Below are 12,077 nucleotides of genomic sequence, written 5' to 3'. Positions count from 1 at the left end.
CGGTGGCGACCCGCCGGTGGTACGGGTGGGTGCCTGCCGGGCGGCTGGCACGGCAACCGGCCGGCGGAGCTGCTGACGGCGATCTCCCCTTGTCGCCGTGGTCGGCTCGGAGGTGGAAAGCTCAGTCGTCGCCGAGCATCGCCCGGCGGCCGTGCAGTCGGGGCCCGATCGGCACCACCGAGTCCTGGTTGCGGCTCAGCAGGTAGCCCTCGACGAAACCGGTGTTGTGGTCTCCGGTGTTGCGGTCGAGCTCGTTCAGTCGGGCGATCAGGAACTCGGTGAGTGCGGTGATTCGGGCGTTGAGCCGTTCGTGGAGATCGGCGACGACGGCCAGGACGATGGCGGTACCGGTGGCGGTGATGGCGAGTACGTTTACGAGGAACGGCACCGGGTCGCCGCCGCGCACCGTCCCGACCACGACGTTCGCGGTCACGCACAAGGTCAGGGACACCGCCGCGACAACGACAGCCATCCACTTCAGGGTCATGGCTGACCCCTCCTTCTGTCCCGCAGGGCTGAATTCGGCCTTGTCCCGTCCCCCCGCCGACGACGAGCCCAAGCAGTACGCAGGGACGTTAGCGCGACTGATTGATTCCTGGAGCTGATTGGATGGGACTCATGCGCGAAGTTGCGCCATCTGAGTAACTACCCGGCTTGCGTTCGGCCTTTTCGGACGCCCGGCGGCAGAGTCGGACGATATGCCAGATAACGGATGGTCTCTCGAATGTGGAACTTCTCCGCGTCCGAGACGTTAGGGTCGACCAGCCGGCGCAGCAGCGCCTCGACGTCCGGATCCATCGGCGGGGCACTCGGCGCCGGCCGGGACGGGGCGGCCCGGTCCCAGCCGAGGACTCCGAACGCGACACTCGGGTCCAGCCCCAGGCCCTCGCAGAACGCGACCACCCGGGCGGCCTCGGGGTCGCTGGCCCACTCGCCGCGGACCCAGCGGTTGATGGTCTGACGGGACACACCGGTACGCCGGGAGACCTCCGTGCCGGTCCAGGCGCGGCTGGTGCGCGCGTCGTCGAGTGCCTTGCGTACGAAGGCAGCGAACGCGATCTTCCGTCCGTGGGCGCGGTCCGGCACCCGGTGACGGTACGGCCAGGTGCCCGGTTCCGGGGGGACTGCGGTCAGCCTGTACTGCGTGCGTGACAACGTCTCACTTTTCCGGCGCGCGGCGCTCTTGCTTGTGTTGAGGGGTATCACGTGGCCACAATAGGTGTACGTAGGTGTGGGGGTAATCAGACGAAAAGCTGATACTGTCACGCGTACGATACGCCCTACCGTTTGTCTCGTGCATGAGACGTTTCGTGCTCGCGAGGGTGACACCCCCGCGACTGGAGGAGTCCGGTGACCGAACTAGCAACCCGGGCCCAGGCATTCGGTCTGATCGCCGACGGCGTCGCCGCCGGTCTCAGTGCGCCGTGGCGGCTCTACCTGGCCCGCGGCTGCCGCTACCTGTCGCTCAACGTCGGCGACCGTGCGGAGTGGAACTCCTGGCGGACCCACCTCGGCTGTCCGGAGTTGAGCGTCCGGGTGTACGACGCCGGCGGCGAGATCCGGCGAGCCTCGGTCGCCGAGGTCGTGCTGGACGGCTGCCGGATCAGTGTCGAACTGGTCGAGGAGGTGAGCACCGAGGATCTCGACCGGCTGCTCATCACCGATCCCACCTCCTTCGACCCGACCTCCTTCGACCCGGAGGAGAAGTGACCCGGCTGACGACCGGTCGGCCGGGTGTGGAACCCAGGACAGCGACGAGCGGAGCGAGGAGATTGCGTGAGCGAGAGTTACCAGCGAACCGGCCGGCTCAGGCCCCGGACTTCCGGCGTCGACCGGCCGAGCCGGGCGGCGGCATGAGCAAGCGAAGCGAGCGAATCAGCTGGCTCGGTGCGTATGTGCCTCATGGTGGCACGGAGCGCAGCGGAGTGCCGGCATGAGCAAGCGAAGCGAGCGAATCAGCTGGCTCGGTGCGTATGTGCCTCATGGTGGCACGGAGCGCAGCGGAGTGCCGGCATGAGCAAGCGAAGCGAGCGAATCAGCCGGCTCAGGGCTCGAACTCGCGGGGTCGGCGGGCGGCGTGGCATCGACGAGCGGTGCGAGGAGACGCGGTGAGTCCGTTCTTCATGGTTTTCGGCCTGCTTCTGCTCGTCTCGGCCAGCTATGCGGCCGGACGGCTGCACGGCCAGCTCAGCTACCGGCTCGGCTACCGGTTCGGTTACCGCCAGGGATATTTCGACGGGGACCGGGGGGCCTGGAACCGTCGGCGTAGGGAGGCGCAGGCGGCCATCGCCTCGGTGTTGGCGGTGCCATCACCCAGCACACCGCACATCGCCCACACCGTCGTAGGTCAGGGAACGACGTATACGGGCGCCTCTTTCGCGGGGACCGCGACCAACGGCGGACGGCACTCCACCGACGCCCTCGCCGTCAGGAATGCCTGACCGGCGGCGCGGTTGGGGTGAGCGGTCACCCGCGAGCACGGTGCGCCGGTCCGTGAGGACCCGCACCGTCGGGATCACGTCAGACCGGTGACGGTGATCCCACCGGCCGGGATGCGCGCAGGGGGCATGCATCCCGGCCGGTCCGCCGCCCGGCGTCGTGCGAAGTCGCACAGTGGTGCGCCCTAGCCCAAGCTGGCATCTCCCGGTTAGCGTCTACGCATGGCACGGGGTCGTCCCGGGCCAGCCGGCCGGCCCGGACTCTGCGACTGCACGTGCCACGGGGCCCGCATCCGACCCCGTGTCTCCGGGCACCGGACGAGGCGGAACGCGGGTGGACGGGTGCACGCCCGCCGGAGCAGGCCTGTGACGAATCGCCGTACCACCCCTCGGGCCGACGACCAGAACCCGGCCGCCACCAAGACCCCGGGGCGAGCCAGGAGCGGACGCCGCACCCGGACGTCCGAGCCGGCCGCCAGTGCGGAGCCCGCACCAGAACGCCGGGCGTACGTCCTGGACACCTCGGTGCTGCTCTCCGACCCCGGCGCCTTCCACCGGTTCGCCGAGCACGAGGTGGTGGTGCCACTCGTGGTGATCTCGGAGCTGGAGGGGAAGCGCCACCATCCGGAGCTGGGCTGGTTCGCCCGCCAGTCGCTGCGGATGCTCGACGAGCTGCGGGTCAAGCACGGCCGGCTCGACCAGCCGGTACCGGCGAACGACGCGGGCGGGACGCTGCGGGTGGAGCTGAACCACGCCGACGACGGCGTACTGCCGCCGGGGTTCCGTACCGAGTCCAACGACACCCGGATCCTGTCGGTCGCGCTCAACCTGGCCGCCGAGGGCCGGGCGGTCACGCTGGTCAGCAAGGACATGCCGCTGCGGGTCAAGGCGGCGTCGGTGGGGCTGACCGCGGACGAGTACCGGCACGGCCAGGCCAGCGACCCGACCTGGACCGGGATGGCCGAGCTGGAGTTGGGCGAGGAGCAGGTCAACCAGCTCTACGACGGCGCGGCGCTGGACCTGGACACCGCCGCCGGGCTGCCCACGCATACCGGCCTGGTGCTGCACTCGCCGCGCGGCTCCGCGCTGGGGCGGGTACTGCCGGACAAGACCGTACGCCTGGTCCGCGGTGACCGGGAGGCGTTCGGCCTGCGCGGCCGGTCGGCCGAGCAGCGGGTCGCGCTCGACCTGCTGCTGGACGAGTCGATCGGCATCGTCTCGCTCGGCGGCCGGGCCGGCACCGGCAAGTCCGCGCTGGCGCTCTGCGCCGGCCTGGAGGCGGTGATGGAGCGGCGCCGGCACAAGAAGGTCATCGTCTTCCGCCCGCTGTACGCCGTCGGCGGCCAGGAACTCGGCTACCTGCCCGGCTCGGAGGCGGAGAAGATGTCGCCCTGGGCGCAGGCGGTCTTCGACACCCTCGGCGCGGTGGTGCACGAGAACGTGATGGAAGAGGTACTGGCCCGGGGGATGCTGGAGGTCCTGCCGCTGACCCACATCCGGGGGCGGAGCCTGCACGACGCCTTCGTCATCGTCGACGAGGCCCAGTCGCTGGAACGCGGGGTGCTGCTCACCGTGCTGTCCCGGGTGGGGCAGGGCTCGCGGGTGGTGCTCACCCACGACGTCGCCCAGCGGGACAACCTGCGGGTCGGCCGGCACGACGGTGTGACGGCGGTGATCGAGGCGCTGAAGGGACACCCGATCTTCGCCCACGTCACCCTGACCCGGTCCGAACGGTCCCCGATCGCCGAGGTGGTCACGGATCTGCTGGAGGACATCCCGTTGTAGCGGATGAGCGCTCCGGCTAACGACGTAGCGGTGTCATTTGTTCTATTTTAAGCCGATATACGACGTGACGCAGTTCACAAATTCCGCCTCTCGTTTCCCAAGCGCCTCACCTTGCGCAATCGTGTCCTTCGAGCGCCCACGTCCCGGGGGCATAGCTGGAGATCAGTTCTCCTCGCGGGGCGGAGGCACCGACGGGCAGCGGTCGGTCGGGGTCGCGGCCCACCGGGTCGGGGCGCTCGCGGCGTGACCCGGCGGGCGTTCCCGCCTCCGGCGCGCCGCGTCCTTGCCCCCGACGAGAGGACCACTTTGTGAGTCGGCTGTGGAGCCGGTTCGGTGTCCGGGGAGTCGCCGTCGCCCTGCTCCTGGGGGGCGTCGGCGGTGGTTACTACCTCGGCGAGGACCGGGAAGCGCAGCAACACAGCATCGAGGCCGAGTCGGCGTTCGACGCGCAGCAGGCCGAGTGGGACCTGCTCCGCGAGCGGCACGCGGCGCACATCCGCGCCACCGCCGCGCAGCGGGCCGCCGAGGCGGAGGCCGCCCGCAAGGCGGCCGAGGTCGCCAAGGCGGCGGCGGAGCGGGCCAAGAAGGCCGAGCAGGCCGCGAGCCGTAAGCGCGAACGCGAGAAGCAGGAGAAGGAGGAGGCGGAGGGGGCCACCAAGCCGTACACCGGGCCGATCCCCGCCTCGTGCAACGAATACAGCGGTAACCGCAAGATCGGCTGTGCCCTGCTGCTCGACGCGGGCTTCAAGATCGCCGAGATGCCCTGCCTGGACAAGCTCTGGACCAAGGAGAGCGGCTGGAACCACAAGGCCGAGAACAGGTCCTCCGGGGCGTACGGCATCCCGCAGGCTCTGCCGGGCAGCAAGATGGGCTCGGTCGGCAGCGACTGGCGGACCAGCCCGGCAACCCAGATCAAGTGGGGGCTGGGTTACGTCAAGGGCCGGTACGACACGCCCTGCGGCGCCTGGGCATTCTTCCAGGCCGAGGGCTTCTACTGATGACCCGGAGAGCGGGGGCCGGATCGGATGGTCCGAGCCCCCGCTCCTTCCGTCGGGTGCGGCCCTGTCGACGGGCTCCGGTGGCGGTTGGCCCGGGAAGCTGATAGCAACATGAGGGTGACGTTCGACCCGATGTCCCGCGGCAACGATCCCAACCGGTTCGGCACCGAAGCCTTCTATGCGGCGCTCGGCCGGGCCTTCGTCGCGATGTGCGCCGTGGTACCGGTGCTCTTCGTGATCGAGGCGCTCGACGTCTGGCTGAAGGCCGGATTCGACACCACCGCCGGAATCATGCCCCGGAGCGTCGCCGGGCTCGACGGCATCTTCTTCGGGCCGTTCCTGCACCACGGCTTCGACCACCTCTACAGCAACAGCATCCCGTTGATCCTGCTCGGCACCTTCGTACTCGCCACCGGGGCGCGGCGGTTCCTCTACTCCACGCTCCTGATCATGTTCGTCAGCGGGGTCGGTGTGTGGATCACCGGATCGCCCCAGTCGATCGTGGTCGGTGCCAGCGGGGTGGTCTTCGGCTACCTCGGCCTGCTCTTCATGCGCGGGATCGTGGAACGGAGCTGGTGGAACTTCGCGGTCGTGCTGCTGGTCGGGCTGCTCTACGGCTGGCAACTGCTCGGGGTGTTACCCACCGACGAACCAATCTCCTGGCAGGGGCACCTCTTCGGGCTGCTCGGCGGTCTGGTGGCCGCGGTGGTCTTCCGGCGACGTGGGCCCCGCGACGACGACCCGTACCGGTCAGAGTCCACGATGACCCTGCCCTGACCTCCGTACACCCGCCGGTGGGACGGCTATTGCTTCGATGCCTGTTGTCCGCCTACGGTCGGATCAGCACAGCCTGTTGATCAGTCCGTGGTCGGAGAGCGACGGTGAGCACATGCGTGAGGTCGATGTCGCGATAATCGGGGCCGGCCCCACCGGGCTCTTCGCCGCCTACTACGCCGGGTTCCGGGGACTGTCGGTCGCGGTCATCGACGTGCTGCCCGAGCCGGGCGGACAGGTCACCGCCATGTACCCGGAGAAGGTCATCTACGACGTCGCCGGGTTCCCGTCGATCAAGGGCCGCGACCTGGTCGCCAACCTGGTCACCCAGGCCGCGTCGTTCAACCCCGAATACCTGCTCGGGGTACGTGCGGAGAAGTTGTCGTACCTGGACGGCAAGCCGGTGCTCAGCCTGGCCAACGGCGACATCCTGCACTGCGGCGCGATCATCGTCACCGCCGGGCTGGGCAGCTTCACCCCCCGCCCGCTGCCCGCCGCCGAGAACTTCGTCGGCAGCGGCATCGTCTTCTTCGTACCGCACCTGGCCGACCTCGCCGGGCAGGACGTGCTGATCGTCGGCGGCGGCGACTCGGCGTTCGACTGGGCGCTGGCGCTGCAACCCCTGGCCCGGTCGGTCACCCTGGTGCACCGCCGGGAGAAGTTCCGGGCCCACGCCGCCACCGTCGACCGGGTACGCGAACTGCCGGTACGCATCGTGGTCAACGCCGAGGTGACGACGCTGCACGGCGAGGGCGCGGTGACCGGGGCGGACATCGCGGTCAAGGGCGGCGGGACCGAGACGATCCCGGTCGACACCGTGGTCGCCGCGCTGGGCTTCACCGCCGATCTCGGCCCGCTCACCGAGTGGGGGTTGGCGCTCGACAAGCGGCACATCCTGGTCGACAGCACCATGGTGACGAACCTGTCCCGGGTCTTCTCCGCCGGTGACATCACCGAATATCCGGGCAAGGTCCGGCTGATCGCCACCGGCTTCGGCGAAGCGGCGACGGCGGTCAACAACGCGGCCGTGGTGATCAATCCGGCCGCGCACCTCTTCCCCGGTCACTCCTCCGACGCGGGCTGACCCGGCTCGTCGGGCTGACCCGGCTCGTCGGGCTGACCCGGCTCGTCGGGCTGACCCGGCTCGTCGGGCTGACCCGGCTCGTCGGGCTGACCCGGCTCGTCGGGTAGGCCGGCCAGGTCGGCCATCAGCCGCATCTGGTGGTCGAAGTACGCCTCGTAGTTCTCGACCACCCCCTGGGCGAGCCGGCCGAACACCTCGAAGCTGACCAGGCCGAAGAGCTGGCTCCAGGCGGCCATGCAGCGGACGAGCTGCTCCTCGGTGAGTGATCCGGGACGCTGCTGGAGCAGCCGGGCCAGGTCGGCGCGGACCGGGGGCGGCACGGGCGTGGCGTCGGGTGGGGCGAGCCGGCCGGTGGCGGCTCCGTCGACCATGATCCCGACCAGCGCGTAGACCACCCGCTGGGCCGGGACGACGGTCTCGGCGGGGGCGGCGTACCCGGGCACCGGGCTGCCGTAGAGCAGCGCGTACTCGGCGGGGTGCGCCAACGACCATGCCCGTACGGCGTGGCTCACCCCCAGCCAGCGCCCGCGCAGGTCGTGCCGAGCGGCCGCCGCGTCACCCGCCTCGGCCGCGTCGCCGAGCGCCTGGTACGCCTCGACGATCAGCACGGTGAGCAGCGCGTCCCGGCTCGGGAAGTACCGGTAGATGGCCGACGAGACCATGCCGAGATCGCGGGCGACGGCCCGGAGCGAGAGGTTGCCGCCTTCGGTCGCGAGGTGCCGCCGGGCGACCGCCTTGATCTCCTCGATCATCTCGGCGCGGACCCGGGCCCGGATCGATGGTGCGGACATGCCGCCACCATGCCACACCCGGAAGCCCTTCGAGAGCACCAGCTCCACCTGGGAAGCGGCCGATTCCCGGCGGAAGCGCCGGCACCTGGCGTGAGCGCTGATCAGAAATCAGAGCGGTGCTCTTGACGCCGGCTTCGCCGCGAGGCACAGTGAGAAGGTGGCCAGAGAGCGGCGCTCTCGGTTTAGAGAGTTGATCTGAAAGGTGGGGTTGATGGCGCTCCAGGTGATCGTCGGTGCCGGTCCGGTCGGCCGGGGTGTTGCCCGGCTGCTCGCCGACCGGGGCGAGCGGGTGCGGCTGGTCAGCCGCCGGGGCACCGGGCCGGAGCATCCCGGGATCGAGCAGGTCGGCGCCGACGCGGCCGACCTGGAGCGGCTGGCCGAGCTGACTGAGGGCGCGGCGGCGCTCTACAACTGCGCCAACCCGGCGTACCACCGCTGGGCGACCGACTGGCCGCCGATCGCCGCCGCGCTGCTGGCCGTGGCGGAGCGCACCGGGGCGGTGCTGGCGACCACCGGCAACCTGTACGGCTACGGCCCGGTGCACGGGTCGATCGCCGAGAGCGCGCCACTGCGCCCGACCGGCGTGAAGGGACAGGTCCGGGCGAAGATGTGGCAGGACGCGCTGGCCGCGCACGAGGCGGGCCGGGCCCGGGTGACCGAGGTACGCGGCTCCGACTACCTCGGCGCGGGCGCGCAGACCCTGTTCACCCTGCTCGTGGTGCCGAAGGTGCTGGCCGGGAAGCGGGCCTCCGTGCCTGCCGACCTGGACGCCCCGCACAGCTGGACGTACGTCGGCGACGTGGCCCGTACCCTGGTCGCCGCCGCCGACGACGAGCGGGGCTGGGGACGGCCCTGGCACGTACCCAGTCAGCCGCCGGTGTCGATCCGGGCGCTGGCGGCCCGGCTCGCCGAGCTGGCCGGTGCCCCGGCCCCGCGGCTGGCCCCGATGCCGCCCGCGGTGCTCTGGCTCGGCGGGCTCTTCGACCCGACGGCCCGCGAGCTGCGGGAGACGGCCTACCAGTTCCGCCGGCCGTTCGTGCTGGACTCCTCGGCGGCGACCGCGACGTTCGGTATCGAGCCGACCGGGCTGGACACCGCGCTGCGGGAGACCGCCGGGCGCACCCCGGCGGCGTCCCGCTGATCCAGGCCCGTCCGACGGCTTCCGGCCCGGGCTACTCCTGCTCGGCGAGGGGCCGGCCGTCGAAGTCGACCGCCGAATAGAGTGCGAGCTTCTCCAGCCGGTGGTAGGAGTCGATCACCCGGATGGTGCCGCTCTTGGAACGCATCACGATCGACTGGGTGTACGCGCCACCGGCCCGGTAGCGGACCCCGCGCAACAGGTCGCCGGAGGTGATCCCGGTGGCCACGAAGAAGGCGTTGTCCCCGGTCACCAGGTCGTCGGTGCGCAGTACCCGGTCCAGGTCGTGCCCGGCGGCGAGCGCCTTCTCCCGCTCCTCGTCGTCCCGGGGCCAGAGCTTGGCCTGCATCGCCCCGCCCATGCACTTCAGCGCGCAGGCCGCGGTGATGCCCTCCGGGGTGCCGCCGATTCCCATCAGCACGTCGACGCCGGACTCGCCCCGGGCGGCGGCGATGGCCCCGGCGATGTCGCCGTCGGAGATGAACTGGATGCCGGCGCCGGCCCGGCGGATCTGCTGCACCAGGTCCTTGTGCCGGGGCCGGTCGAGTACGCAGACCGTGACGTCGGAGACCTCGGTGCCCTTGACCTTGGCGATCCGGCGCAGGTTCTCCGCGACTCCGGCGTTGATGTCCACGGCGTCCGCGTAGACCGGGCCGACCGCGAGCTTCTCCATATAGAAGACGGCGCTCGGGTCGAACATCGCGCCGCGTTCGGCCACCGCGAGCACGGCCAGGGCGTTCGGCATGCCCTTGCTCATCAGCGTGGTGCCGTCGATCGGGTCGACCGCGACGTCGACCTCCGGCCCGGTGCCGTCACCGACCTGCTCACCGTTGAACAGCATCGGGGCGTTGTCCTTCTCGCCCTCGCCGATCACCACGACGCCGCGCATCGGGATCGAGTTGATCAGCTTGCGCATGGCGTCGACGGCTGCGCCGTCGCCACCCTCCTTGTCGCCCCGGCCGACCCACCGGCCGGCGGCCATCGCCGCCGCCTCGGTCACCCGGACGAGGTCGAGGGCCAGGTTGCGGTCCAGGTTCTGTGGCACCCGGGTACGGGTGTTGGTCATGTCGGCTCCTCCTCGCGGCACTGCGGGGTGGCCCGGCACAGCGCGGCGCGCCGCCGCCGGCCTTGTCAGGAATCCTGACACGCTGGTCAACTTAACGCCGGTTCGGGGGGCCGGTGTCCGGATCCCGGTAACCGGTGGGCCGAAAGCCCCGGCCGGCGGGGCTGTCAAGATAGAGGGGTGAACCCCACCCACCCTGCCGACCGTAACCCGGACGACCAGCTCCCGGGCGAACCCGACGCGGCCCTCGCCGACCGGTCGGCGGGCGCCGGGCCGGGTGACGAGCGGGTCGTGCCGGCCGCGATCAGGTCACAGCGGTCGACCAAGGACATCGTCATCTCGCTGCTGGTGCTGCTGGTGCCGATCGCCCTCGTGATCGGCTTCGGTCGGGTTGTCCTCAACGCGGACCAGCCGGTGGTGGTCGATCCGGCCCCGGCGCTCCAGGAGGCCCGGGCCGCCAACGTCTTCCCGGTCGGCGAGCCGACCGGCCTGGCCGACGGCTGGCGCACCGTGCTGGCCGAGTTCCGGCGGGAAGCCGGCGGTGCGACCCTCCGGATCGGCTATCTCAGTCCGGACGGCGGCGGGGTGCAGCTCGTGCAGAGCAGTCTGCCGGCCGACGGGCTGCTGCGGGCCGAGCTGACCCGCGAGGGGCGGCCGCAGGGCACGGTCGAGGTGGGTGGCCGTAGTTGGCAGCGTTACACGGCCCGCCCCGACGAGTCGGCCCTGGTGCTGCTGGAGCCCGACCGGACGGTACTGGTGGTCGGCCGGGCGTCCGAAGGTGAACTGCGGCAGATAGTCGCTTCTCTGCGGTAGCTGTCCGGTATCGGTACGCTTCGTGTCTGCCATCACGGTGGGCACACGCCTGCCGGGCAACCTTCTGGGGAGGAATCGACAGTGACATTCCGACGTTGGGGCGTCGCCACGATCGCCGCGGTGGCCCTGTTCACGCCGGCTCTGACGGCCTGCGCGGGCACGGGCACCGAGCCGAGCGCCTCCGGCTCCGACTCGCCGGCGATCCCGGACGACGCCAAGGAGGCGCTGCTCGCGTCGACCAAGGAGATCACCAAGGGTAACTTCAAGTTCAGCATGACCGGCGCGGACCTGGACGGTCAGGGCTTCGTGCACCTGCCGAGCAAGAGCGCCCAGATGACCATGAAGGCCGGCGACGGTGACTTCTCGATGGACATGGAGATCGTCTACATCGAGCCGGAGAGCTGGGTGAAGTTGACGGTCACCGGTGCCGAGGGCGTACCGGGGCTGGAGAAACTGAACTCCGGCAAGTACCAGCACCTGGACCAGTCCAAGATCACTGGTACTCGGGGGCTGGGCTTCGACTTCAAGGACATCGACCCGGCCGGCAGCGAGGCGCTGACCAAGGCCGTCGTCGACGTGCAGAAGACCGGCGAGGGCGCGTACACCGGCACCATCGACCTGACCAAGGCCACCGGCGCAGGCATGGTCGACGAGGACGCGGTCAAGCTGCTCGGCGCCGAGGCGACCAAGCTGCCGTTCGAGGCCAAGCTCGACGCGCAGGGCCGGCTCACCTCGCTGACCATCCAGTTGCCGGCGGTCGGCGGTGGCAAGGCGCAGCAACTGACGGTCGGCTACTCCGACTACGGCGCGGCGAGCCCGGCCAAGGCGCCCCCGGCGGCCGAGGTCGTGGAGGCGTCGCCCGAGACGTACGAGCTGTTCAACAAGTGAGTACCGGTGCCGGGTGGGGTGGCGCTGCCGCTCCGCCCGGTGCTCGCGGTGCCGGCGGTCAGCTCTGGGTGGTCTCCCGAGCCTGCCGGACGGTGTCGATCCGTTGCCGGGCACCGTCCAGCCAGCCCTGGCAGATCTCGGCCAGCCGCTCGCCCCGCTCCCACAGCGCCAGCGACTCCTCCAGCGAGGTACCGCCGGCCTCCAGCCGTTCGACCACCGTGGCCAGCTCGGCCCGGGCCTGCTCGTAACTGAGTCCGTCGCCCGGCCCGCTCGCGCGTTCTTCCGTGTCAGTCATGGTGGGTCCC

The 12,077-nt window shown here is 70.7% G+C and carries 13 protein-coding genes and 1 pseudogene; 9 read left to right on the top strand and 5 right to left on the bottom strand.

Features of this window, described 5'->3' with window-relative positions:
* Positions 1–121: 121 nt before the first annotated feature.
* Both R6Y94_RS21135 and R6Y94_RS21130 read right to left on the bottom strand, forming a co-directional pair.
* Positions 122–487 (bottom strand): hypothetical protein, encoded by a 366-nt coding sequence (locus tag R6Y94_RS21135; RefSeq protein ID WP_318397609.1) that lies wholly within the window; start codon positions 485–487, stop codon positions 122–124.
* A 158-nt stretch (positions 488–645) separates the two neighbouring features.
* A complete protein-coding gene (locus tag R6Y94_RS21130; RefSeq protein ID WP_318397608.1) occupies positions 646–1,086 on the bottom strand; it encodes a helix-turn-helix transcriptional regulator in 441 nt (146 codons plus the stop codon).
* A 264-nt stretch (positions 1,087–1,350) separates the two neighbouring features.
* Here R6Y94_RS21130 and R6Y94_RS21125 point away from each other — a divergent pair, with 264 nt between their 5' ends.
* The 6 genes from R6Y94_RS21125 to R6Y94_RS21100 all read left to right on the top strand — a co-directional run bounded on the left by R6Y94_RS21125 (position 1,351) and on the right by R6Y94_RS21100 (position 7,079).
* A complete protein-coding gene (locus R6Y94_RS21125) occupies positions 1,351–1,710 on the top strand; it encodes a hypothetical protein (protein WP_318397607.1) in 360 nt (119 codons plus the stop codon).
* Between the two features lie 398 nt (positions 1,711–2,108).
* Positions 2,109–2,441, top strand: coding sequence for a hypothetical protein (locus tag R6Y94_RS21120; RefSeq protein WP_412102828.1), 333 nt, complete (start codon positions 2,109–2,111; stop codon positions 2,439–2,441).
* A gap of 363 nt (positions 2,442–2,804) precedes the next feature.
* Complete coding sequence (locus tag R6Y94_RS21115; RefSeq protein ID WP_318397606.1) at positions 2,805–4,223, top strand: PhoH family protein; 1,419 nt, start codon at positions 2,805–2,807, stop codon at positions 4,221–4,223.
* Positions 4,224–4,531: 308 nt separating this feature from the next.
* Positions 4,532–5,221 (top strand): lytic transglycosylase domain-containing protein, encoded by a 690-nt coding sequence (locus R6Y94_RS21110; RefSeq protein WP_318397605.1) that lies wholly within the window; start codon positions 4,532–4,534, stop codon positions 5,219–5,221.
* Positions 5,222–5,332: 111 nt separating this feature from the next.
* Entirely contained in the window at positions 5,333–5,998 is a 666-nt protein-coding gene (locus R6Y94_RS21105; protein WP_318397604.1) for a rhomboid family intramembrane serine protease, read from the top strand.
* Positions 5,999–6,110: 112 nt separating this feature from the next.
* Entirely contained in the window at positions 6,111–7,079 is a 969-nt protein-coding gene (locus R6Y94_RS21100) for an NAD(P)/FAD-dependent oxidoreductase (protein ID WP_318397603.1), read from the top strand.
* 101 nt (positions 7,080–7,180) lie between these two features.
* Here R6Y94_RS21100 and R6Y94_RS21095 read toward each other — a convergent pair.
* Positions 7,181–7,870 (bottom strand): annotated as a pseudogene (locus R6Y94_RS21095) (TetR/AcrR family transcriptional regulator); the annotation flags it as partial.
* A 211-nt stretch (positions 7,871–8,081) separates the two neighbouring features.
* On the opposite strand from R6Y94_RS21095, the gene R6Y94_RS21090 reads away from it, so the two are divergent.
* Positions 8,082–9,011 carry an NAD-dependent epimerase/dehydratase family protein gene (locus tag R6Y94_RS21090; protein WP_318397602.1) on the top strand — a complete coding sequence of 310 codons (930 nt, stop codon included), beginning with the start codon at positions 8,082–8,084 and terminating at the stop codon, positions 9,009–9,011.
* Positions 9,012–9,042: 31 nt separating this feature from the next.
* Here the strand turns inward: R6Y94_RS21090 and glpX are convergent, their stop codons facing one another.
* The gene (gene glpX / locus R6Y94_RS21085) at positions 9,043–10,074 is read right to left on the bottom strand and encodes a class II fructose-bisphosphatase (RefSeq protein WP_318397601.1); all 1,032 of its coding nucleotides are present in this window, start codon (positions 10,072–10,074) and stop codon (positions 9,043–9,045) included.
* A gap of 177 nt (positions 10,075–10,251) precedes the next feature.
* Here glpX and R6Y94_RS21080 point away from each other — a divergent pair, with 177 nt between their 5' ends.
* A complete protein-coding gene (locus tag R6Y94_RS21080) occupies positions 10,252–10,884 on the top strand; it encodes a DUF4245 domain-containing protein (protein WP_318397600.1) in 633 nt (210 codons plus the stop codon).
* A gap of 81 nt (positions 10,885–10,965) precedes the next feature.
* Positions 10,966–11,772, top strand: a complete 807-nt coding sequence (locus tag R6Y94_RS21075) for a hypothetical protein (protein ID WP_318397599.1) — start codon at positions 10,966–10,968, stop codon at positions 11,770–11,772.
* 58 nt (positions 11,773–11,830) lie between these two features.
* Here R6Y94_RS21075 and R6Y94_RS21070 read toward each other — a convergent pair whose 3' ends face one another.
* Entirely contained in the window at positions 11,831–12,067 is a 237-nt protein-coding gene (locus R6Y94_RS21070) for an exodeoxyribonuclease VII small subunit (protein ID WP_318397598.1), read from the bottom strand.
* Positions 12,068–12,077: the final 10 nt, after the last annotated feature.

Origin of the sequence: Plantactinospora sp. KLBMP9567 (assembly GCF_033446045.1) — a bacterium.
Lineage (GTDB): Bacteria > Actinomycetota > Actinomycetes > Mycobacteriales > Micromonosporaceae > Plantactinospora.
This window is presented reverse-complemented; position numbering and strand designations above follow the sequence as displayed.

What these genes read in the sequence shown, in the direction of transcription:
- R6Y94_RS21105 (WP_318397604.1), top strand. Translation starts at nt 5,333, where the DNA reads ATGAGGGTGACGTTCGACCCGATGTCCCGCGGCAACGATCCCAACCGG.
- glpX (WP_318397601.1), bottom strand. Translation starts at nt 10,074, where the DNA reads ATGACCAACACCCGTACCCGGGTGCCACAGAACCTGGACCGCAACCTG.
- R6Y94_RS21135 (WP_318397609.1), bottom strand. Translation starts at nt 487, where the DNA reads ATGACCCTGAAGTGGATGGCTGTCGTTGTCGCGGCGGTGTCCCTGACC.
- R6Y94_RS21070 (WP_318397598.1), bottom strand. Translation starts at nt 12,067, where the DNA reads ATGACTGACACGGAAGAACGCGCGAGCGGGCCGGGCGACGGACTCAGT.
- R6Y94_RS21090 (WP_318397602.1), top strand. Translation starts at nt 8,082, where the DNA reads ATGGCGCTCCAGGTGATCGTCGGTGCCGGTCCGGTCGGCCGGGGTGTT.
- R6Y94_RS21100 (WP_318397603.1), top strand. Translation starts at nt 6,111, where the DNA reads ATGCGTGAGGTCGATGTCGCGATAATCGGGGCCGGCCCCACCGGGCTC.